The following is a 23,489-nucleotide window of genomic DNA, read 5'->3' as shown; positions in this document are numbered from 1 at the left end:
ACTTTGCTATGCATGTTAGGGGCACCTCCATTTCATACTAAGAAATACGGAAAGCATGGTTTTTAAGTCCTATTTCTATAGGTTTTAGATGGAAGAGAATGCTCGTTTGTTGCGACAAGACTGTCATAAGTGGTACAATTTAAGGATACGAACGTAAGGGAAAGGGGTTCACCGATGCTAGGACTAGTGAAGAAAATTTTTGGTGATTCCAATGAACGGGAGATTAAACGGATGCTCAAGGCCGTTGACTACATCAACGAGCTTGAAGCGAGCATTAAACCGCTGACCGATGAAGAGTTAAAAGGGAAAACAATCGAGTTCAGAGAACGTCTTGAGAAAGGCGAAGAAATCGATGATTTATTGCCTGAAGCTTTTGCAGTAGTCAGAGAAGCAGGTATCCGTGTACTAGGAAAACGTCATTATGACGTTCAACTTATCGGGGGTATGGTACTGCACGAAGGCCGTATCGCAGAGATGAGAACAGGGGAAGGGAAAACGCTTGTTGGAACACTTCCTGTTTATTTGAATGCTTTGCTGGGTAAAGGTGTACACGTTGTTACCGTCAATGACTATTTGGCACAGCGGGATAGCGCTGAAATGGGTCAAATCTACGAGTTCCTCGGATTAACCGTTGGGGTCAACTTGCATGACTTGTCTCATGAAGAAAAGCAAGCAGCTTATGCTTGTGATATTACGTATGGCACGAATAACGAATACGGGTTTGACTACCTGCGAGACAACATGGTGCTGTACAAAGAGCAGATGGTTCAACGTCCGCTGTACTATGCGGTTATCGATGAGGTGGATTCCATTCTAGTCGATGAAGCGAGAACGCCATTGATTATTTCCGGACAAGCCGCGAAATCGACAGATATGTACTTTACGGCAGACCGTTTCGTTTCGACGCTGAAAGAAGAAGAAGACTACACGATTGATATCAAAGTACGTGCTGTCGCATTAACTGAAGAAGGCGTTGCGAAAGGCGAACGAGCTTTTGGCATTGAGAACTTATTCGATCATCAGAACGTCAACATCAACCATCACATCACACAAGCACTTAAAGCTCGTTTCATTATGAAACGTGACGTGGATTACGTTGTTCAAGAAGAAGAAGTTATGATCGTTGATGAATTTACTGGCCGTATCATGACTGGCCGTCGCTATAGTGATGGGTTGCACCAAGCCATTGAGGCGAAAGAGCAGCTGAAAGTTCAGAACGAGAGCATGACACTCGCTACGATTACGTTCCAGAACTATTTCCGTATGTACCGCAAGCTAGCGGGAATGACGGGAACGGCGAAGACGGAAGAAGAAGAGTTGAAGAAAATTTACGGCCTTGAAGTTATTATTGTTCCGACGAACCGCCCTATGATTCGTAAGGATCTACCGGACGTGGTGTATAAGTCAGAGAACGGTAAGTTCAGAGCTGTTGTGGAGCAAATCCTTGAACGCCATAAACTGAATCAGCCGGTGCTTGTCGGTACGGTATCGATTGAGAACTCCGAGAAGCTTTCCGAAATGCTGAAGAAGAAAGGCGTTCAACACAAAGTATTGAATGCTAAGTATCATGCCGAAGAAGCGGAAATCGTTTCACGTGCAGGTCAACCAGGTTCCGTAACGATCGCTACGAACATGGCGGGCCGTGGTACAGACATTATGCTAGGTCAAGGCGTACATGAAGCTGGCGGCTTGCATATCATAGGTACAGAACGTCATGAAAGCAGACGGATTGATAACCAGCTGCGTGGACGTGCAGGACGTCAAGGTGACCCTGGTTCCTCACAATTCTACCTTTCTCTTGAAGATGAATTGATGAAACGATTCGGCGCTGAAAATATTATGGCGATGATGGATCGTCTTGGTATGGAAGAAGATCAACCAATTGAGAGCAAATTGATCTCCCGTGCCGTGGAATCCGCGCAAAAACGCGTTGAGGGTAACAACTTCGACGTGCGTAAAGTCGTCCTTCAATATGACGATGTTATGAATCAACAACGTGAAATTATATATAAACAGCGCCGCGAGTTGCTGGAGTCCGAAAATATCCGCGAAGTCATCGAGGGTATGATCGGTGCCGTAATCGAGCGCATCGTGAAAGCACACTGTCCTGAGGAGCAAATCCCAGAAGAGTGGGAACTGCAAGAAGTTGCGAACTTTGTGAACAACAACTTGCTGCATGACGATGCACAAATTACCGATCAAACCATTTGGGGTAAAGAGCAAGATGAGATCATCGAGCTGATCAAAGATCTTGTGAGCAAACGGTATGATGAGCGTGAAACGGAAATTGGCGCAGAATTCATGCGTGAATTTGAAAAAGTCGTAGCGCTTCGTGCGGTAGATAGCAAATGGATGGATCACATCGATGCGATGGATCAGTTGCGCCAAGGTATTCACTTACGTGCATACGGCGGTACGGATCCGCTTCGTGAGTACCAATTCGAAGGCTTCGAGATGTTCCAAGAGATGATCGACAACATTCGTGAAGAAGTCGCGATGTACATCATGAAAGCACACGTACAGAGCAACCTGGAGCGCCAAGCGGTAGCAGAAGGTCAGGCTGTTGATACGAAGAATGAAGCAGGCGGCAAAAAACCGCTGGTACGCGATGAAGAGCAGCGTATTGGACGCAACGACCCATGCCCATGTGGCAGCGGCAAGAAGTTCAAGCAGTGCCACGGGCAAGGCATGTAAGCAACGAAACAACCTGTCTAGGTACATGCAAGCAGAATAAACGAGGTGTACGACATGCTAGAACCAGAAGTAAAACAAGACTTAAGAGAAACAGCGAAGCGACTAACCGAATTACGGGGGTCTCTTTGACTTAGATCATAAGCTAGAAGCCATCGGGGATTTTGAGGAAAAAATGGGCGCGCCAGACTTCTGGGACGATAATGAACGTGCCCAGAAGACGATCGCTGAGCTCAACGTGATCAAGAGTGTCGTGGAGGAGTTTCAAGGCTTCACGAACGCGTTTGAGGATATTCAGGTTATGGTTGAGCTCGAGGAAGAAGAGAGCGATGCGGGTCTTGTCAAAGACATCGAAACCGGTATCGCGGCGCTCGTCAAGAAGCTCGAATCCTTCGAGCTTGGTTTGCTGCTTAATCAGCCGTACGACCGGCTGAATGCGATTTTAGAGCTGCACCCAGGCGCCGGCGGCACCGAGTCGCAGGACTGGGCAGAGATGCTGCTGCGGATGTACCGCCGCTGGGCAGAGAAGCGGGGCTACAAAGTCGAGGTACTCGACTATTTGCCCGGCGACGAAGCCGGCGTGAAGAGTGTCACGCTGCAGATCACAGGCTTCAACGCCTACGGCTATTTGAAGGCAGAAAAGGGCGTACACCGGCTCGTACGGATCTCGCCGTTCGACGCCTCTGGCCGTCGTCACACCTCATTCGCATCGTGTGACGTGATGCCAGAGATCGAAGACGACACCGACGTGGGCGAGATCCGCTCTGAGGATCTCAAGATCGATACGTACCGCGCAAGCGGCGCCGGCGGTCAGCACATTAACACCACCGACTCGGCTGTGCGGATTACGCACATTCCGACTGGCGTTGTGGTGAGCTGTCAGCAAGAGCGGTCGCAGATCAAGAACCGCGAGAAGGCGATGAAGATGCTTCGCTCCAAGCTCTATGAGCGGAAGATCGAAGAGCAATTGAAGCACTTAGCCGAGATTCGCGGCGAGCAGTCGGATATTGCGTGGGGCAGCCAGATTCGCTCCTACGTTTTTCATCCGTACAGCATGGTGAAGGATCACAGAACCTCCGCTGAGACGGGGAACGTTGGAGCTGTCATGGACGGGGATCTCGATACCTTCATCGACGCGTATCTGCGTCATCAAATACGGAAGCCAGAGTAAGCCTGCCACAAGCCAAGCAAGCTGATGATTTGCCGGGCTGTGCATGGTTCACGTCATAAACGTTGATCCTACACCTAATAGGTGTAGGATTTTTCATGTAAATGAACAAAGGAGGACCACGGGTGTCCAGAAGAGAACCGCGAATCACAATGGGAAGTCCCACGCATACCGTTTTTGAATATATATTACTGATCGTTGGTTCGTTGATCATGGCAGCGAGCTTTAACAGCTTTTTGAACCCGAACCAAATCGCGACAGGTGGGGTATCGGGGATTTCGACCATTTTGCAGGAAGTCACCAAAATAAACCCGGCGTACACACAATGGGCGCTCAATATTCCGATTTTACTGTTAGCGCTGTGGCTGCTCGGGAAGAAATTCGGCATTAAAGCCATCGTAGGATCGGTTATTTTCCCGTTCTGCGTACTCGTCACGACCCACTTAGGCGTGCCGACGCATAATCCATTACTAGCTGCTGTATATGGCGGCATAGGCGTAGGTTTGGGTCTGGGTATTGTCTTCAAAGGGCGTGGATCCACAGGCGGGCTTGGGTTGGCAGCACAATTATTACATAAATACTCCGGCTTAAGCCTAGGCTTTTCGGTGGCCATATTCGATGGACTTGTCATCATCAGCTCGGCCCTAGTGTTTACCCCAGAGAATGCGCTATACGGGATGATCGGCTTATTCGTTACGACCAAAACGATTGATATCGTGCAGCTCGGATTCAATTATGCCAAAGTGGCCTTTATTATTTCGGATCATACGGATGCTATTCGGAAGGCGATTTTGTACGATTTGGATCGTGGGTTAACCGAACTTAGCGGATCGGGTGGATTTACGGGTGAATCGCGGACGGTCATGATGGTGGTCGTGAAACAGAATGAAGTCAGTCGGTTAAAAACACTGGTGCAATCCGTGGATCCACAGGCCTTTGTAATTTTAAGTGAAACGAATGAAGTGTTGGGAGAAGGGTTTAAGCGCCACGCGTAGTGGAGGGCCGTCGGGAGAAATATGCCTGATGGTCTTTTTTGTGGATAACTTGTTGGCAATTTGTGCGTAATCCCCCGACTTATACACAACGCCTGTGTACAATTGTGCATAACTCAAGGGTAACTAACATAATTTGCCTTCCAACTATAGTCTTTGGGATAATGAGTAAGGCTGAGCGAATGGGTAACGGAAGAAGCGATGGCGGTGATTGCGATTAGTTTTATGCACGACTTGCGAAAATTGATGCATAATGTGTATATAACTCGATATAGTCAGACTATTCAGTTAACTAAAATTAATTCGATTTTACCGGATAAAAGCCTTGAAATACCTTGCTGAATAGCATTTTTGGCCAAAGCTAGAGCGTAAAAAAATTCATTGAATTATTATGTATACGAATGTATAATAATACATATATTTTCGGAACATCGGGAGGTCATGGGAATGAGTCAGAGCATTAGAGCGGCTATTATTGGAGCAACAGGGTATGGTGGTGCGGAATTGATTCGTCTTTTACAGGCGCATCCACTTGTACATATTACATCCGTTATTTCAACTTCGAATGCAGGAGCGCCGTTGGCGGAGCATTTTCCACATTTGCAGGAAGTGGTCGTCGATATTCTCGATGTCCTTGATGTTGATTTGATCGCTGGTAAAGCAGACGTTGTGTTTCTAGCTACTCCGGCAGGTGTGAGCGCTGGACTTTCGCCTAAATTGATCGAGGCGGGCCTGAAAGTGATTGATATTTCGGGGGATTTGAGATTGAAGTCCGCTAGCGACTATGAAAAATGGTACAAAAAGCCGGCTGCTTCGGAAGAAGCTTTGGCGCGTTCGATTTACGGTCTGTCCGAAGTGTTCGGGGACGAAGTGAAGGGCAGCGATCTGATCGCGAACCCAGGTTGTTACCCAACAGCAACGCTGCTAGGACTTATTCCTGCGGTTGAAGCAGGATGGATTGATCCGTCCACGATTATCATTGATGCGAAATCCGGCGTATCGGGTGCGGGTCGAGGTTTAAGCCTGGGCGCACACTACTCCGAAGTGAATGAGAATTTATCGGCTTACAAAATAAATAAGCACCAACACATCCCGGAAATCGAGCAAGCGCTGAGCCGCATTGCAGGCAAACCGGTTGTGACCACGTTCACGACGCACCTTGTGCCAATGACACGCGGGATTATGGCGACGATGTATGCCACACTAACAGGTGAACATACGGCCGAAGAGTTCATCGAAAAGTATCGTCAGTACTATGAAGGCCGCAAATTCGTAAGGATTCGCCCGCTTGGGAAGTATCCTTCAACGAAGGAAGTTATGGGCTCGAACTACTGTGATATCGGCTTCGCGGTGGATGAGCGTACGGGGCGCGTAACGATCGTGTCGGTAATCGACAATGTAGTTAAAGGTGCCGCTGGTCAAGCGATTCAAAACTTAAATATTATGCAAGGCTGGGACGAAACGACAGGGTTGTTGTTCGCACCGGTATATCCATAACAAGAAGATGAGGATAGGTGAGTAGACGACCATGTCGGACCAAGTTAGCTTCACTGTCGTGCCAGAGGGCACTGTAACAACACCGAAGGGCTTTCGAGCAGGCGGACTGCACTGCGGATTGAAGAAAACGGAGCGCTATGATCTTGGCGCGATCCTCTGTGATGTACCTGCGTCAGCGGCAGGCGTGTACACGCTGAACGCGTTCCAAGCGGCACCGCTGCGCGTGACGCAAGAAAGCATCGCCCATAGCGGCAAGCTGCAGGCGATGATCGTGAACAGCGGCAACGCGAACGCGTGCACCGGTCAGCAAGGCGAAGACGACGCTCGCGCTATGCGCGCGGCAAGTGCGAAGGCACTTGGCGTGGCAGAGCACCACGTCGGCGTGACGAGCACGGGCGTTATCGGCGAGCTACTGCCGATGGGCAAAGTGCTGAGCGGCATCGAGCAGCTGCCAGTAAAGCTGAAGCTAGACGGCGGCGAAGACTTCTGTCAGTCGATCCTGACAACGGATCTCGTACAGAAGATGACGTGCGTCCGTGTTGTGGTTGGCGGCAAAGAGGTTCACATTGCCGGAGCGGCTAAAGGTTCGGGGATGATTCACCCGAACATGGCGACGATGCTCGGTTTCATGACAACCGACGTCGCGATTGAGAGCGAATACCTGCAGCTGTTGCTAAGCAGGATTACAGATAACACGTTCAACATGATCACCGTTGACGGAGACACTAGCACCAACGACATGGTCGTGGTGATGGCAAGCGGGCTTGCCGGCGGCGACTCCCTACATCCGGGACACCCGGATTGGGAAGCTTTCGCGGCAGGGTTCCAATACGTTGGCGAATACCTCGCCAAAGCGATTGCACGTGACGGCGAGGGTGCGACGAAGCTGATCGAAACGACGGTTATCGGCGCAAAGAGCGATGATGCGGCTCGTAAGATCGTGAAGTCGATTATCGGATCGAGCCTCGTGAAGTCCGCCGTTTATGGCGCTGACGCGAACTGGGGCCGGATCATTGCAGCTGTGGGTTACTCGGGTCAGCCGGTGAACGTGAATACCGTCGATATTCGCTTAGGCGATATCGCAGTGTTGGAGCAATCGCGTCCCGTGAAGTTCGACGAGGAAGCGGCGCTGGTTTATTTGAAAACAGATACGATTCAAATTCATGTGAATTTACATATGGGCGAAGGCAAAGCAACGGGCTGGGGCTGCGACTTGACCTATGATTATGTCCGCATTAATGCGGCATATCGGACGTAAGGAGGAAAAAGAGCAGTGAAGAACAATTGCTTTGTGATGAAATGCGGAGGTAGCACGCTTGCGGCGCTGCCAACTAGTTTTTTTGAGGATATGCGGCACCTTCAGGAAGAAGGCATTGTTACGGTCATCGTGCATGGCGGCGGTCCTGCCATTTCAGACACGCTAGGGAAGTTGGGTATTGAATCTGGTTTCGTGAACGGACTAAGGGTAACTTCTGAAGCAGTCCTCGACGTCGTAGAAATGGTGCTGTCTGGCCAGATTAACAAAGAAATCGTACGCCGTATTCAGTTGACAGGTGCGAAAGCGCTTGGTTTGTCCGGTGTGGATGGACATTTGATCGAAGCGAAGCCAGTAGCGAACAGCCATGAAGTTGGTCTTGTAGGCGATGTGACGAAGGTCAATGCGGAGCTAATTCAAGGCATCGTGGGCATGGGCTACATTCCAGTTATCGCGCCAGTAGGGTTAGGCGCAGATGGCGGACAACGATACAACATCAACGCCGATACGGCGGCTGGCGCTGTGGCTTCACATCTTGGCGTGGAACAAATGGTCGTCGTAACCGATGTGCCCGGCATTATGAAGGTCGTGGATGGCGAGAAGCAAGTGCTTCCTGTCGTCAGCGTAGCGCAGATTGAAGAAATGATCACAAGTGGCGACATCTATGGCGGCATGATCCCGAAGGTTCGTGCAGCGATTGCTTGTATACAAGGACAAGTGCAAGAAGTAGTTATCGTGAACGGTTCGGAACCGAACGTGTTAAGTAAAGTGCTGAAAGGCGAAGGCATCGGCACGCGTATTGTACGTTAATTTTAATAACCCCATAAGGAGGGAATGTACATGACAGAACAAGGGAAAAGCTCGTTATTTCCAACCTACGCCAGATATCCGATTACGCTAGTGAAAGGTGAAGGCAGCCGACTGTGGGACGATACAGGTAAGGAATACATCGACATGATGAGCGGGATTGCCGTTGCAGCTCTTGGGCATGCACCGCAAGTTGTGAAAGAGAAATTGATCGAGCAGCTGGATCAGCTTTGGCATGTGGGTAATCTATTTCATATTCCGAATCAGGAAAAATTGGCTGGTTTATTGACAGACAATAGCTGTGCGGATGCTGTGTTTTTCTGTTCCACAGGAGCGGAAGCGAACGAGGCTGCGATCAAAATCGCTCGTCGCTACTCCCAAAAAGTGCTGAACAACGGGAAGTACGAGATTATCACGTTCAACATGTCCTTCCATGGGCGTACGATTGCTACATTAACAGCGACGGGTCAGGACAAAGTAAAGGAAGGTTTCCTTCCGCTTCCTGAAGGCTTCGTCTATGCGGATTATAACGATATTGAGTCTGTTCGCAACCTCGTGAACGACCGTACGTGTGCGGTTATGCTTGAGTTCGTGCAAGGCGAAGGCGGCGTATTGCCAGCGGATCCGACATTCGTGAAGCAGCTTGCTGAGCTTTGTAAGGAACATAATCTACTTCTGATCGCGGATGAAATCCAGACAGGTGTAGGTCGTACGGGTAAGCTTTTTGCCTATGAACATTATGGTGTTGAGCCGGATATTTTTACTTTGGCCAAAGGTCTTGGCGGTGGATTCCCGATTGGCGCGATGTTAAGCAAAGGGTACTTAGCGGAAGCGTTCAGCGCTGGAAGTCACGGCTCCACGTTCGGTGGGACTCCGATTGCAACAGCAGCGGCTCATGCAACGTTAAGCACGATTATCGACAATCAATTGCCGGAGCGTGCAGCTCAGTTAGGCGAATACACAGTGAAGAAGTTGGAGAGCAAGCTAGCGGGAAATCCGTTGGTCAAAAGCATCCGTGGTATTGGCCTTCTCATTGGTATTGAATGTGCACAGCCAAGTGCCGAAATCATCAGCGAAATCCACAAACAAGGCGTGTTGGTCATTCCAGCAGGACCTAACGTGATTCGTTTGGTGCCGGCGTTAACGATACCGCAAGAAGATTTGGATCAGGCGTTAGACGTCGTGTGCGGTGTCCTCTCCCAGAAGGCATCGACCATTAGCGGCGTCTAACCGAAGTTTACAGTAGAGAGGTTGGATGACATGAATAGCACGGTCAAGGAAGAACTGGCTGCCCAGTTGAAGGGCAAGGATTTTCTTGCATTGATTGATTATACAGCAGAAGAAATCGAATATTTGATTCACTATGGCATCGAGCTGAAGCGCAAGCAGAAGGCGAGAGAGCCGCATGCCGTACTAGCAGGTAAGACGCTGGGCATGATTTTTGAGAAATCCTCTACGCGTACGCGTGTGTCTTTTGAAGTGGGGATGTACCAATTGGGAGGCCAAGCGCTTTTCCTGAGCAAAAATGATCTGCAGCTGGGCCGCGGAGAGACGGTATGGGATACCGCTCAAACCCTATCCCGTTACCTAGACGGAATTATGATTCGTACTTATGAGCACCGCAAGGTGATTGATCTGGCACGAGGATCAACAGTACCTGTTATTAATGGCTTAACCGATCATGCACATCCTTGTCAGGTAATGGCGGATTATCAGACGGTCCTGGAGAAAAAAGGCCGTTTGAAAGGTATCAAAGTCGCCTATATCGGCGATGGCAACAACATGGTTCACTCCCTGATGATGGGAGCCAGCAAGCTAGGGATGGATTTCGCCATTGCTTCGCCAGAAGGCTATGACGCTGATAAAGAAGTGATTCGCCAATCTAGGGAAAACATAGCTGAAACAGGCGGAAGCCTGCTCGTCACGCGCGATCCACGCGAAGCTGTTGAGAATGCAGACATCATCTATACCGATGTATGGGCGAGTATGGGGCAAGAAGCAGAGCAGCAGGAGCGGGAAATCGCGTTCAAAAACTTCCAAGTCAACGAGGCTTTGGTGAAATATGCGAAGCAGGATTACTTGTTCATGCATTGTTTGCCTGCACACCGTGGAGAAGAAGTGAGCGAGGGCGTCATCGACGGCGGACATTCCATTATTTTCGATCAAGCAGAGAATCGTCTTCACGCGCAAAAGGCTATCATGGCCGCGACAATGATATAAATTTCAAATGAGAGTGTAGAAACGGAGCGAAGAGTAGACATGGCTAAGGAAAAAATCGTACTCGCGTATTCAGGCGGGTTGGATACATCAGTTATCCTCAAATGGTTAAAAGAAACGTACGACGCAGAAATCATTGCATTCACAGCGGATATCGGGCAAAAGGATGAGCTTGACGGCCTGGAAGAAAAAGCATTAGCAACGGGTGCATCCAAAATCTACATCGATGATCTACGCGATGAGTTCGCGAAAGACTTCATCAACCCGATGTTCCAAGCGGCTGCTCTTTACGAAGGGCAATACCTGCTTGGCACGAGCATTGCGCGTCCTTTGATCGCGAAGCGCATGGTTGAGATCGCTCGCGCTGAAGGCGCAACAGCGATTGCTCACGGTGCAACTGGTAAAGGTAATGACCAAGTGCGTTTCGAGCTTACAGCAGCGGCGCTTGCGCCTGAGCTGTCCGTGATCGCGCCTTGGCGTTTGGAGCAGTTCCGCGAGGAGTTTCCGGGTCGCGCAGAGATGATCGCTTACGCGGAGAAGCACAACATTCCGGTAACAGCATCCGCAGCGAAGCCGTATTCGACAGACCGCAACTTGCTGCACATCTCCTTCGAGAGCGGCATGTTGGAAGATCCTTGGTTCGATCCAGCAGCTGACGACAACAAAGGCATGTACGTGCTTAGCGTTGCGCCAGAAGATGCACCTGATCAAGCGGAGTACATCGAGCTTGAGTTTGCTGCTGGCGATTGCGTAGCGATCAACGGAGCGAAGCTTACGCCACTTCAAGTGATGGAAACGTTGAACGAAATCGGTGGCAAACACGGTATTGGCCGTGTAGACATGGTTGAGAACCGTTTTGTTGGCATGAAGAGCCGTGGCGTATATGAGACGCCGGGCGGTACGATCCTTTTCACCGCTCACCGCAAAATGGAATCCCTCACGATGGACCGCGATGTTATGCACCTTCGTGATTCCTTAATCTCGAAATATGCATCCCTTGTCTACAATGGCTTCTGGTTCGCTCCTGAGCGTTTGGCGATTCAAGCGCTTGTGTCCGAGAGCCAAAAGAACGTATCCGGTACAGTTCGTCTGAAATTGTACAAAGGTAATGTGATCGGTGCTGGCGTGAAAAGCCCAGTATCCCTCTACAACCCGGATATCGCGACAATGGAAGCTGATCCAACGAAGGCTTACGATCAAGGCGATGCAACAGGCTTTATCCGCTTGAATGCACTGCGCTTGAAAGTCGGTTCCGGCGTGGAACAAAACGCGAAGAAGTAACTGCATGGCAACCAGTACATCGAATAAATGATGTTGGTTGTCAATTCTATAGCTGCTCAGCCGTGGGCTTTCCCTTTGTGGAAAGCCTTTGGGCTGTCCATAAGGTTGTCCCATAAGGGTCGCTAGGTAGGTTAATACGAGAGGGGTTATGCAAGGTGTCTAAGCTTTGGGGTGGACGTTTCACGAAACAAACTGACCAATTGGTTGAGGAATATACAGCTTCGATTACATTCGACAAAGAGCTTGCCGAGGAAGATATCGAAGGCAGCTTGGCGCACGTGACGATGCTGGGCAAATGCGGGATTCTTCCTGCTGCCGATGTGGAGAAAATCAAAGACGGCTTGCTGCAAGTACAAGCAATGATTCGCCGCGGTGAGCTGGAATACACGATTCAGAACGAAGATATTCACATGAATATTGAGAAAACCTTGATTGACCTGATCGGTCCTGTCGGTGGCAAGCTGCACACGGGCCGCAGCCGCAACGATCAGGTGGCGACGGACATGCATCTCTACCTGCGCAAGCGCGTAGTTGAGTTCGTTGGCTTGCTGATCAAGCTGCAGGAAGCCCTGCTTGAGAAAGCGAAGGCTAATCTCGATACGATTATCCCGGGTTATACGCATCTGCAGCGCGCGCAGCCGATCTTGTTCGCGCACCATCTGATGGCCTACGTCAGCATGTTCCAGCGTGACCTTGAGCGCTTGCAGGACAGCTACAAGCGCGTAGACATGCTACCGCTCGGCGCTGGCGCGCTCGCGGGCACGACCTTCCCGATCGACCGCCATTTTGTGGCGGAGCAGCTCGGGTTCGGACGCGTGTACGAGAACTCCCTGGATGCGGTCAGCGACCGCGATTTCATCCTGGAGTTCCTCTCCAATGCGTCCATGATCATGATGCACCTTTCTCGCTTTAGCGAGGAAATGGTGCTCTGGTCTTCGACCGAGTTCGCGTTCATCGAACTCGATGATGCATTCTGCACCGGCAGCTCGATCATGCCGCAGAAGAAGAACCCGGACGTGGCGGAGCTTGTCCGTGGTAAGACAGGCCGCGTCTACGGCAACTTGTTCGGTCTGATGACCGTACTTAAGTCGCTGCCGCTGGCGTACAACAAGGACATGCAGGAAGACAAAGAAGGCATGTTTGATACGGTTCGTACCCTGCAAGGCGCGCTGCAATTGTTTGCACCGATGGTGTCCACGATGAAGGTGAACACCGAGCGTATGCGTCAAGCCGTGAACCAAGACTTCTCCAACGCAACGGACATCGCGGATTACCTGGTGAACAAGGGTCTTCCTTTCCGTCAAGCACACGAAGTGATCGGCAAAACGGTGCTCTACTGCATCCAAAACAAAAAATACTTGCTCGATATGAGCATCGAGGAGTTCAAAACGTTCTCCGAGCTATTCGAGTCCGATATTTATGCTGTTCTTCAACCTGAGCAAGTCGTGAATGCGCGTAATGTGTTCGGTGGTACAGCGAGCAATCAAGTGAGCGAGGCTATTGGTCGCGCAGAGCAGGTGCTGGCGGAATCGCAGGCATGGTTGCATGACTTTTTAGAGAAAAGTAAATAAGCTTATTTTCAAATAAGGTACTAAAAAAAGCTCTTCCCATCATCCCCAGGATGAATGAGAGGAGCTTTTTCATTTACGCTTTTCCTAATATGTCTACCGCCCTATACCTTAAATTGTTGAATAACATCCTGCAGCTGGGCTGACATGTCATTTAAGTTTTTAACGGAGGCTGAGATGCCATCGATACTGGATAACTGTGTTTCGGTCAAAGCGGATATGGTTTGTACTGTTCCTGCTGATTGGTTGGCGGAATTCTCCATTTCGGATAAGGATGACATGATCTGTTGAGAGGTAGCTGACATGCGGTCGGCTTCCGAGGATGCTTGCTGTACCTGCCCTAGCACCTGCTTAACAGCGCTGTGAATTCGTTCAAAAGCGAACCCTGTTTCCTGGAGCGTCCCTACACTAGATAAGATTTCTTGGTCGCCTTTATGCATGGTTTCAACGGCTCCGAGGATATCACTTTGGATACCCACGATCAACTCTGTGACCTGCTCCGAGGACATCTTGGAGCGTTCTGCAAGCTTTTTAACTTCCCCTGCAACTACAGCAAACCCTTTGCCATGTTCCCCAGCACGTGCGGCTTCAATTGAAGCATTCAAGGCTAATAAGTTCGTTTGTGACGAGATGTCGGAAATGATCGAAACGATTTCACCAATCTGCTGGGAGCGATCACGCAGTAAGTCGATGATGCTAGAGAGGTTGTCCATGGTTGAGCTAACGATCTGCATCTGAGTATTCGTTTGCTGGATATAGGCATTTCCCTTTTCCGCTTCCAATACTGTGTTTTCTGATAAGTCGAAGGCAATAGAAGAGCTGGATGCGACCTGCTGAATGCTGTCGGACAATTCTTTCATAGCTGAGGAGCTCTCCACGACACTTAGTGCATGTGAGTTTGTACTAGCTGCTACACCGTGCATGACAGAGGAAATGTGATTTGCGGCTTGTGCCATTTGATCCAGAGAATGTGAGACTTGCTTAGATTCCTTATTTAAGGCACCGGAGCTTAAGCTTGCTTGCGAAACGAGTTGCTTGATATAGGCTTTCATCTGATTGAAAGATCCAGCCAGCTTACCGATTTCATCACGATTCATCACTTTCAAATCCGCTATCGATAAATTGCCTGTCGCAATCTGACTGGCTTGACGTTCTACTCGGACGAGAGGCTTAGAGATATGTCTTGCGAAGAGGATGAGGACCAATAGACCGACCAGTAAACAAATGACAAGAGTAATTACAATCGTATTCAACATGTCTGTTTGTCCGGCGTTATAATCTTGTAAATAGGAGCCGGCTGCGACAACCCATCCCCACAGTGGATCCTTCTCCGCGTAGGTAATCTTCAAGGCTTCCTTCGTGGAACCGCCAGGCAGTGGCCACATATAGGTTGTAAATCCACCGTTATTTTCTGCTTTTTGAATCATTTCTTGGATGAAAAGTTGACCATCATTCGACTTCTTATCCCAAATGTTTTGGCCTTCCAACGAGGGATGAGCAAGCTCGGTACCCTTGTTATCAAGGACGAAGAAATACCCGTTTTTGCCTAAATCAATCTTAGGATTGATCGGCCTTTTTCCATCGGTTTTGGGACCGAGCATCCATATTTTCACTTTCTCTTGTGCTTCTTCCTTAGTAATACTCCCCGATTTAACAGAATCATCGAAGGATTTAATCAGTTGGATGGACATTTGCACGGCATTCCGTAAGTCTTTTTCGATCAAGGAATTCGTGACATTGGAAGATACATAGTAGCTGATACTGCCGAGGATGAGAATGGGGATAAGTAGTAAAAGCAGTGATGTTGTCACAATCTTCATCTGAATGTTCATCTGAAAACTTTTTAACATATGGTTAATTTACCTACTTTCTGTATTATTTTGTATATATTCTTGATAATCGTGGTAATCCCTCTATTTCGACAAAATTTTTACAATTCGAGTAAACGACATCCATGTTAGCTTTTTATTCTACATTTCGACATTACAAAGTCACATAGCATGATATATATGGTAAAATATGCATTAGAATTAGATCTACAAGCAAGGATGGAATGAGGTGCATAGATGGATAAAATTTGGATGCAAGGCGCTCGTTTTCTGATTATCGACGATCAGGCCTACAATATTAGCCTGTTAGAGCGAATACTGAGCCGTGCAGGTTTTTCCAATTTACACTGTACAACGGATCCCAGACAGCTAGAAGTCCTCTTTGAACAGATTAAACCGGACATTATTTTATTAGATCTACATATGCCTGACGTGGATGGATTTGCGGCTTTGAAACTACTTCAGGAACGGGTGGAGGAAGGTCATTATCTGCCGATCTTAGTGCTTACTGCAGATGTGACGCAGGAGGCTAAGAAGGAAGCCCTGCATTTGGGCGCTCATGATTTCCTTACGAAGCCTTTAGATAAAACAGAAGTTGTCTTACGGATCAAGAACTTATTGAAAACACGTTTCTATCATTTGCAGCTGCAAGACCAGAATCAGTTATTAGAGCTGCGCGTACAAGAACGGACCGTTAAACTAGAGCAAGCGAAGCTGGAAATCCTTCAATTGCTGGGAAGAACTTCGGAATTCCGTGATGATCAGACGGGGCAGCATACGCAGCGTGTGGGTCAAATGGCGAAGGAGATTGCTTCCTCACTAGGTTTATCGGATCACGAAGCATCGCTGATTGAGCGAGCTACACCGTTACATGATCTGGGGAAGCTAGGCATACCGGATGATATTTTATTGAAACCAGGAAGATTCAGTCCAGAAGAATTCGAACAGATGAAAACACATACGACGATTGGTGCAAGTATTCTCGAGGGGAGTCAATTCCCGGACTTGCAGTTGGCCCATACGATTGCCTTAACGCACCATGAGAAATGGGACGGTACAGGGTATCCGAACGGATTAAGGGGGGAAGCGATTCCGCTTGCAGGGCGCATTGTGGCACTTGCCGATTTTTATGATGCCCTGACGCACGAACGCCCCTATAAACGGGCCTGGTCCACCGAGGAAGCTTTGGCGGAGATTCAGAAGCAGCGTGGTCTTCATTTTGATCCTCAAGTGGTGGATGCCTTCATGCACATCGTACGTAAAGAGAGTTATTCTAATTAGCAAAGGGGGAGTTTGTTACGATGAAAGGCATGGTTTTTACTTCTTTTCTCGAAATGGTGGAGAATAAATTCTCTTTAAGTATCGTGGATCAAATTATTGAAGGCTCGGATTTACCTTCGGGCGGCAGCTATACCTCCGTAGGAACTTATGATCATAGTGAAATGATTCAGCTTATCGTGCAGTTAAGCCAGCGGACAAGCATCCCCGTTACTGACTTGATTATCACTTTCGGTGAATATTTATTTACCCAGCTCATCGAGCTGCACCCGCAATTTCTTCAAGAAAATAGCACGGTATTCAGCTTTTTGCAAAAGGTGGACAGCTATATTCACGTTGAAGTCCGTAAGCTCTATCCAGGCGCGGAGCTGCCTGCATTCGAATATGACACTTCCGTAGAAGGGACGCTGATCATGATTTACCGATCCTCGCGACCGTTTGCGGATTTGGCTGAAGGGCTAATTAACGGATGCATTCAGCACTATGGTGAGGCGATTAATGTGGTACGCGAGAATTTGGAGGAAGGAACCGCGGCACGGTTTATTATATCTAAAGCGGAAGTGGAATAAATGCAGGATATATCCGAAATTGATGTTCTTCGAAGGCAGCTAGAACGGGAGAGGAAAGCGCGGAAGGCAGCCGAACAGATCGCCGAGGAGAAGACTCGGGAAATTTATTTCGTGAATCAAGAGCTGATGCAGTTAAACGATCAACTGGAGGAATTGGTGAAGGAGCGTACGGCGGAGCTTTCCAAAGCACGTGATGAGGCCATTGAGGCCAATCAGATCAAAAGTCAGTTCCTCGCGAATATGAGCCATGAGCTGCGTACTCCGCTGAATGCGATCATTGGCTATAGTGAGATGCTCAAAGAAGATGCCGAAGATATGAATGAACCGGCATTTGCAGACGATTTGGGCAAAATTCATAACGCTGGCAAACATCTGTTGACACTCATCAATGATATTCTGGATCTCTCCAAGATCGAATCGGGTAAAATGGATATGTACCTAGAAGTCTGTGATATCCAAACTTTGATTCTCGATGTGCTGACGACAGTCAATCCGCTTATAGAGGCAGGTGGCAACCGTTTGGAGGTCGTTTTCCCTGAAGGAGAAATACGAACAGATGTCACGAAGCTGATGCAGGTTCTCTTCAATTTGTTGAGCAATGCAGGGAAGTTTACGAAAGATGGCACAATCTGGCTGACGGCAGGTTACGAGATGGTCAATCGGCAATCTGGCATTAGCTTTAGTATTCAGGATACCGGGATTGGGATGACTGCGGAGCAGATGACGCATCTATTCCAAGCGTTTAAACAGGCCGATTCCTCGACAACCAGGAAGTACGGAGGTACGGGGCTTGGACTTGCGATCTCTCAGAAGCTGTGCCAAATGATGGGTGGCCATATCACCGTTGATAGTGTGTACGGCCAAGGTACAACGTTTACCGCTTGGTTGCCTTTGAAGGAGAATCAGGTGGGTGGAAGCCCTGATGAAGTGATGGAGAGCAGTCCGCTCGACATCCAAAATAATCGCACGGTGTTAGTCATTGACGATGATCCAGCTGTGCTGCAATTGATGCAGCGGTTTCTTGGTAAAGAAGGCTGTACGGTTGCTTTGGCCCAAAATGGAGAAGAAGGCATTCGACTCGCTAGAGAGCTGCGTCCTACCTTGATTTCCCTAGACGTACTTATGCCGGGAATGGATGGTTGGGCCGTGCTGACGACACTCAAGAACGATCCGGAATTATCTGGTATCCCCGTTATCATGATGTCGATGACAGATGACAAGAATACGGGCTATGCGCTTGGCGCGGCAGAGTTTCTAACAAAGCCCGTTTATATCGATAAATTAATCTCTGTGTTGGATAAGCATATCCCTGAGCGCCAAACCAACGCTGTACTTGTCATCGAGGATGATGTGACAACAAGTCATATGATGACGCAAATGTTGGAAAGGGAAGGCTTCAAGGTCTCGAAGGCGAAGGATGGTCGCTCGGCTTTGAACATGATGTCTCAAGCACTTCCGCAATTGATTTTGCTCGATTTAATGATGCCCGGGATGGATGGTTTTGAGTTTGTTACAGAGCTGCGCAAACGTCAGGAATGGCAATGGATTCCCATTGTCGTTGTTACGGCGAAGGACATTGCTTCCGAGGACCGGATGCGGCTGAATGGGTATGTGAAAAACATTATCCAAAAAGGAAGCTTTAAGCGCGAAACGCTGCTGCAGGAAATCCGCAGCCTTATGGCAAGTGCGAGGAATGAGCATAGCAACGGGGATCAAGTCTGTATTCGACGCAAAGAGGAAATGGACGACCATGTATAAAATTTTATTAGTGGAAGATAACGAAATGAATCGTGATATGCTGTCCCGCCGTTTAATTCGCAAAGGCTATGAAGTCATTATTGCGACAGACGGACAGCAAGGTGTAGATGCAGCGCGGACCGAGGCACCAGCTCTTATTCTAATGGATATGAGTCTTCCTGTCCTGGATGGTTGGCAAGCGACTCGACTGCTCAAAGCGTCGCCGGAGACGCAGGGAATTCCCATTATCGCGCTAACCGCCCATGCCATGGCATCGGATCGGGAGATGGCCTTTGAGGCCGGCTGCGATGATTTCGATACGAAGCCGGTTGATTGGAATCGGCTGTTGGAGAAGATTCAGACCTTTTTGAAATAGGTCACCGCTTGAGAAGGAATAACTCATATATCGTAAAAAAGCTCTTCCCATCATCCATTGGATGCTTAGGAGGAGCTTTTTTGCTTAAGTTTATGGTAATGGCTCATTAGGTAAGTTTAACTAATCTATCGGCGTTCAGGATATCGTAGAATACAGATCTTGCGGTATTATAATAAGCGCCAACCCATAATCCTCCGATAAATAAAGTAAATGGAACTAATAGTACCCAGCCAATAAAACTAAGTGCTAAACAAAAGTATTTCCACTTGTACCCTCTCATCATCTCCGAACTAACTCGAATGGCTTTCGACGAAGATATTTCTGGATCGTCTAACTTAATGTATATCGCTTGTGAATATCGTAAGGAAGCAATGATACCTGGAATGATAAACAGAAGTGTCCAAGCTAATATTTTGAGTCCCATTAAAAAAGTTAACTTGAAAAATGGCCAGAAATTTTTAATTCCGTATGCAAATGAGTCAGAGTACCCAATCTTCTGTTGTCTAGCTATGTGGAGGAAGTAAGTTGATACAGTTGTAGATATGACAACGGAAAGAAGGAGGGATCCCAACGTTATTAAAATAGATAATACATAATGCTCGTTTGTTTCAACTAGATTGCTAGCAATTGATAATGGTATCGTGATCAGGATTGTAATCAGATACAACCCAACGGCTGCAAACCAATTCCCCTTTAATGCTTTTCTTGCTTCTTCTCGAATTTCTCTACTATTTTTCATGTTGACCCTCTTCTCTCTTTGTGTATACAGTTTTTTAACTTTTGGATAAATATGAAGGAAAACTGTATATTTTTGTATATTCGGGGGCGTGTGACTTAATTCCTTCTTCTTCGACAAAATAATATACACTTAAATAATTGCTATGTTAACGCAAAGAGGCTGCCTCAAAAGGTCTAAATAGACCTAAGAGACAGCCTCTGGAAAAAACATGCGTATCTGAAAAAGGGGAGTTTATCTACCCTTAACCTCTACATAACCTGTATCCGTTCGAACCGTTACCTTTTTGCTGCCATTGCCGATAGTGCCTTTAGCGTTATTATGGCTGGTTCGCTGTACATTCACACCCGGCACATTCAGCGTTGCGCTGCCTGTATCTGTGGTTAGATCAAAGGTTGCATCTGTGGGTGCAGAATCTAGTTGTATGCGAACTGATCCTGTATCTGATTCCGCGGTAACTGTATCACCAAGCTCACGAAGTTTCGCTGTGATGGAACCTGTATCCGTTTTGAGCTTCACATTACCCTGCCCGTCATTGAGATGAATACTGCCTGTGTCTGTTTGTAGATTCAATGCTTTTCCTTCATAGCGGTCAACCGTAATAGTTCCGGTATCTGTACTCGCAGTTAGCTTCTCAGCTTTCACTTCCTTGAAGTTGATGCTACCTGTATCTGTGCTGGCGGTAATCGCCTTGTAAAGCTTATCAGGCAAACGAACTTCAGTCTGTAAACGAAGGCGTTGACCGCTGAACAAGCTTTTGAATTCGGTGAGATCAAATCCGAAATCAATGTGATTTTTTCTATTCGTACATACGTCAACTCGCCACGTATTCGAACCTTCTGTTACGGCCTCGATTGTGCAGTTCTGGGCATTCTCGGATCGGGCAGCGCCGACTAAACGAACGCTGATTTCATCTGAATTGCTAGGAACGAACGTCATGCCTGAGATATCATTTTCAATAATTAAAGTATCGATATTGGCTGCTGCTATTTTCTTCTCAACATCTAGGTTAGCGACGCCTGTATCAAAGTCCAGTGACTGGAAAGATACAGCTGCTCCAATCAGGCCAATTGCCAGGCAGATAAAGCCGGTCACTAAGAAGAATTTCACTTTAAGTTGCATGGCTTAAACCCCCTTAATCAATTTGGCGTTGAATTGGATGTACTTCCAGCTAAGTTTGAAAAACTGTTTGAGCAGCCAACTGCTAAGCGTCGTGATGATGATGCCTAAGCCAAAGCAGGCAAGCAGCGTAAAGGAGATGAATTGGAAGTCACTCCCGGATGTTCCCGCTAAGCTGGTAAGCACGCCAATAACAGGGGCGATCAGAAGAGCGAATCCGGAAGCGAACAACCCAATCAACGCAGCGCAGACCCCAACCCATGGACCTACAACGAATACGAGATTAAAGAAACCGAGCATAATCGAAATAATGATCGCCTTAATCCCGCTTTCAGGCTTTGTAGTCGGATAGGGAGGGGGATAAGGTGTATTATACATAGGCTGGTAATTCGGCTGAGGTGGCTGGGTATAGGCAGGCGGCACCCAGGTCTCTGGGGCTTGTACGGGAATCTTCGGTCCGATGGCCGGATCGGGCTGCTTTACATACGGGATAGCTGCCTCCTCAAGCTCATCATTCGAATAAGGCAGTTCCTCAGCTTGTATCGCTTCAACATCAAACTCATCTATGGATCGCTTGGTAACTTCCTCTTTAACTGGTGGTGTCTCTTTCTGTGCATCCCAGTTGGGTACCCGCGGATAGCCGAGAGACTGTGACACCTCATCTTCATGCTTGCCGTTTTCAACGGCTTTTTGAAATAATTCCTCATATACTTTTAATATATTTTGGCGCTCCTTCTCGGGAAGTCCGCGCAAGCGATAGTTTAATTCTTTGAAATAATCTACTTTGCTCATCGTTATGCCTCCTTCACTACTCTTTCCATAGTCTTATCATAAAAGAAAAAAGTCATAATGACGTAGTAACTACAGTCACATGACCTTCATGATTTCATCACATTTATTGGTTATCATTGTACAGCGAGCGTACTTACGCCATCTTCTACCATAGGTTGCTTTGGAGCGGGGTCCTCCGTTTGGAGACCTTTACGGTTGGCCGCGATAACTGTAGGCACAGGTGAATACTGATCTTTCGAGATTAACTCTTTGCTCACGATTGTGCCGTTTTCTCGTTTGGTTCGATAGGTCTCAACCTTGTAACCAACTTTTCCGGTGCTGATTGGGCGTTCCAACCCTGGGCTCAAGCTTGGATTGTTCACATATTTGACTGGAGGCTGAATCGTTTCTACGATCTTGGACGCAATGTCATAGGTGATAGTTGGTGTTTGATGTCCAAAAAGTTTCACGGTCACCGCTGAATCCGTCGTTATGGTACGAATCCAGATGTAGCTATTGGTATTGTTACGAAATTTGAAATTAATATAGCCGTTTGCGAATGTGGCATCTTGCCCAAGAGGGACGTAACTGACTGGGAGAGAGTGATTACGTCGTTCTACGATTTCAAGACCGCTGCGTAAAACGGCATTATAGAGCGTTGTGGATACTTGGCATATGCCGCCGCCGATTCCTGGGACGAGACTCCCATTGAGAATAACAGGGGCTTCCTTGTAACCGAATTTGGCTTCCGTCTGTGCAATAATTTTACTGTAATCAAAGGTGTCGCCCGGTGCCATCAAGTAATCTTGAATAGATGTAGCGGTTGCTCGTATATTGTGAACCCGTCCTTCGCCTGATTGGGGGAACGAGGTCGTGAATTCGGAAATTTTGCCATCGATACCTTGCTGCTTCAAGGATGCAATTGTGATAGAGGGACTCAGCTCATAGATGGGTAACGAGAGCCCGAGTGGTGCGGTGTGCGTTAGTGTGCCCAAGCTGGGGGCGATGATTTGTAGCTGCTCCTGTAAGTGCGCAGTATCGATGCGCAGCACATTTCGCTCTGGTTCGTAATCAACCTGATCTTGCGATTTGAGGATGCGTTTGGCGGCAACAGGCTGTTTCGAATATAGCTCTTCCCAACTGTCCTTTACGGTGGCCGAAAGTTGAGTGGGATCCAGCGAGACATTTAAAGGGATATTCGCATTTCGCAAGGTCCAGCGGGCTTTGGCGCGTTCGAAGGGAGATCCGCTAGTTAATTGTTGGAGAGATTGTGTGAGAAGGCTCCTGTCATATCGAATGCCTAGTTGTCCAAGTGACAATTCTTTGGCTGGAACTTCTGGATAGGATGCATGCAAAAGGACCGGGAAAGCGGCTAGTCGCTTCAGGCGTTGCTCGGATTCAGACTGAAATTCGGCATAGGACATGCCACCAACACGCCACCCAGCAATCGTGACATTCCCAGGGAAGGTAGATTGAGATCCATATATGTAGAGTGCGGTGCCGCACGTAACGAACAAACCAAGAGCGACCGAGAAATAGAGGATGGGGTTTCTGAATGAGCGTGTCATGAAGAGCCACTCCTTTACATACGAATGTGA

At 48.1% G+C, this 23,489-nt stretch carries 19 protein-coding genes; 14 read left to right on the top strand and 5 right to left on the bottom strand.

The features are described 5' to 3' along the window. Positions 1–174: 174 nt before the first annotated feature. The 10 genes from secA to argH all read left to right on the top strand — a co-directional run bounded on the left by secA (position 175) and on the right by argH (position 13,479). Positions 175–2,694, top strand: coding sequence for a preprotein translocase subunit SecA (gene secA, locus ASL11_RS06840; protein WP_056611523.1), 2,520 nt, complete (start codon positions 175–177; stop codon positions 2,692–2,694). A gap of 54 nt (positions 2,695–2,748) precedes the next feature. Continuing rightward, positions 2,749–3,862 (top strand): peptide chain release factor 2 gene (prfB, locus tag ASL11_RS06835; protein ID WP_157256839.1). Its coding sequence is split into 2 segments (ribosomal slippage): positions 2,749–2,820 and positions 2,822–3,862, totalling 1,113 coding nucleotides; the frame shifts between segments, so codons are not numbered across the junction. Positions 3,863–3,963: 101 nt separating this feature from the next. Continuing rightward, positions 3,964–4,854, top strand: a complete 891-nt coding sequence (locus ASL11_RS06830) for a YitT family protein (protein ID WP_056611517.1) — start codon at positions 3,964–3,966, stop codon at positions 4,852–4,854. 444 nt (positions 4,855–5,298) lie between these two features. Then, positions 5,299–6,348 carry an N-acetyl-gamma-glutamyl-phosphate reductase gene (gene argC, locus ASL11_RS06825; RefSeq protein ID WP_056611514.1) on the top strand — a complete coding sequence of 350 codons (1,050 nt, stop codon included), beginning with the start codon at positions 5,299–5,301 and terminating at the stop codon, positions 6,346–6,348. A gap of 31 nt (positions 6,349–6,379) precedes the next feature. Then, positions 6,380–7,606 carry a bifunctional glutamate N-acetyltransferase/amino-acid acetyltransferase ArgJ gene (argJ, locus tag ASL11_RS06820; RefSeq protein WP_056611511.1) on the top strand — a complete coding sequence of 409 codons (1,227 nt, stop codon included), beginning with the start codon at positions 6,380–6,382 and terminating at the stop codon, positions 7,604–7,606. A gap of 36 nt (positions 7,607–7,642) precedes the next feature. Further along, positions 7,643–8,413: an acetylglutamate kinase gene (argB, locus tag ASL11_RS06815; protein ID WP_056611804.1), complete on the top strand. Its 771-nt coding sequence runs from the start codon at positions 7,643–7,645 to the stop codon at positions 8,411–8,413. 30 nt (positions 8,414–8,443) lie between these two features. Then, positions 8,444–9,640 carry an acetylornithine transaminase gene (locus ASL11_RS06810; RefSeq protein WP_056611508.1) on the top strand — a complete coding sequence of 399 codons (1,197 nt, stop codon included), beginning with the start codon at positions 8,444–8,446 and terminating at the stop codon, positions 9,638–9,640. Between the two features lie 30 nt (positions 9,641–9,670). Next, positions 9,671–10,630 (top strand): ornithine carbamoyltransferase, encoded by a 960-nt coding sequence (argF, locus tag ASL11_RS06805; protein WP_056611505.1) that lies wholly within the window; start codon positions 9,671–9,673, stop codon positions 10,628–10,630. Between the two features lie 39 nt (positions 10,631–10,669). Beyond that, positions 10,670–11,908: an argininosuccinate synthase gene (locus tag ASL11_RS06800; RefSeq protein ID WP_056611502.1), complete on the top strand. Its 1,239-nt coding sequence runs from the start codon at positions 10,670–10,672 to the stop codon at positions 11,906–11,908. Between the two features lie 155 nt (positions 11,909–12,063). Then, on the top strand, positions 12,064–13,479 hold the full coding sequence (gene argH, locus ASL11_RS06795; RefSeq protein ID WP_056611498.1) for an argininosuccinate lyase: 1,416 nt from the start codon (positions 12,064–12,066) through the stop codon (positions 13,477–13,479). 101 nt (positions 13,480–13,580) lie between these two features. Here the strand turns inward: argH and ASL11_RS06790 are convergent, their stop codons facing one another. Continuing rightward, the gene (locus ASL11_RS06790) at positions 13,581–15,326 is read right to left on the bottom strand and encodes a methyl-accepting chemotaxis protein (protein WP_056611495.1); all 1,746 of its coding nucleotides are present in this window, start codon (positions 15,324–15,326) and stop codon (positions 13,581–13,583) included. A 216-nt stretch (positions 15,327–15,542) separates the two neighbouring features. Here ASL11_RS06790 and ASL11_RS06785 point away from each other — a divergent pair, with 216 nt between their 5' ends. From ASL11_RS06785 to ASL11_RS06770, 4 genes are read left to right on the top strand one after another with little or no spacing between them, the layout of a single operon-like run. Further along, positions 15,543–16,586, top strand: coding sequence for an HD-GYP domain-containing protein (locus ASL11_RS06785; protein ID WP_056611492.1), 1,044 nt, complete (start codon positions 15,543–15,545; stop codon positions 16,584–16,586). A gap of 20 nt (positions 16,587–16,606) precedes the next feature. Beyond that, complete coding sequence (locus ASL11_RS06780; protein ID WP_056611489.1) at positions 16,607–17,152, top strand: heme NO-binding domain-containing protein; 546 nt, start codon at positions 16,607–16,609, stop codon at positions 17,150–17,152. After that, positions 17,153–18,910 (top strand): ATP-binding response regulator, encoded by a 1,758-nt coding sequence (locus ASL11_RS06775; protein ID WP_056611486.1) that lies wholly within the window; start codon positions 17,153–17,155, stop codon positions 18,908–18,910. Then, entirely contained in the window at positions 18,903–19,265 is a 363-nt protein-coding gene (locus ASL11_RS06770) for a response regulator (RefSeq protein ID WP_056611484.1), read from the top strand. The genes ASL11_RS06775 and ASL11_RS06770 overlap by 8 nt, the downstream gene beginning before the upstream one ends. Before the next feature lie 106 nt (positions 19,266–19,371). Here the strand turns inward: ASL11_RS06770 and ASL11_RS06765 are convergent, their stop codons facing one another. From ASL11_RS06765 to ASL11_RS06750, 4 genes are all read right to left on the bottom strand, one after another. After that, a complete protein-coding gene (locus ASL11_RS06765; RefSeq protein WP_056611482.1) occupies positions 19,372–20,004 on the bottom strand; it encodes a DUF975 family protein in 633 nt (210 codons plus the stop codon). A gap of 231 nt (positions 20,005–20,235) precedes the next feature. Beyond that, positions 20,236–21,123: a DUF4097 family beta strand repeat-containing protein gene (locus tag ASL11_RS06760; protein WP_056611479.1), complete on the bottom strand. Its 888-nt coding sequence runs from the start codon at positions 21,121–21,123 to the stop codon at positions 20,236–20,238. A 3-nt stretch (positions 21,124–21,126) separates the two neighbouring features. Beyond that, the gene (locus tag ASL11_RS06755; RefSeq protein ID WP_056611476.1) at positions 21,127–21,912 is read right to left on the bottom strand and encodes a DUF1700 domain-containing protein; all 786 of its coding nucleotides are present in this window, start codon (positions 21,910–21,912) and stop codon (positions 21,127–21,129) included. 113 nt (positions 21,913–22,025) lie between these two features. Further along, on the bottom strand, positions 22,026–23,459 hold the full coding sequence (locus ASL11_RS06750) for a VanW family protein (RefSeq protein ID WP_056611473.1): 1,434 nt from the start codon (positions 23,457–23,459) through the stop codon (positions 22,026–22,028). Between the last annotated feature and the right edge of the window lie 30 nt (positions 23,460–23,489).

The sequence above is a fragment of the Paenibacillus sp. Soil750 genome, assembly GCF_001428045.1.
Taxonomy (GTDB): Bacteria; Bacillota; Bacilli; order Paenibacillales; family NBRC-103111; genus Paenibacillus_E; species Paenibacillus_E allorhizoplanae.
Note: the sequence above shows the minus strand (reverse complement) of the source record. Positions and strands in the feature narration are given on the sequence as shown.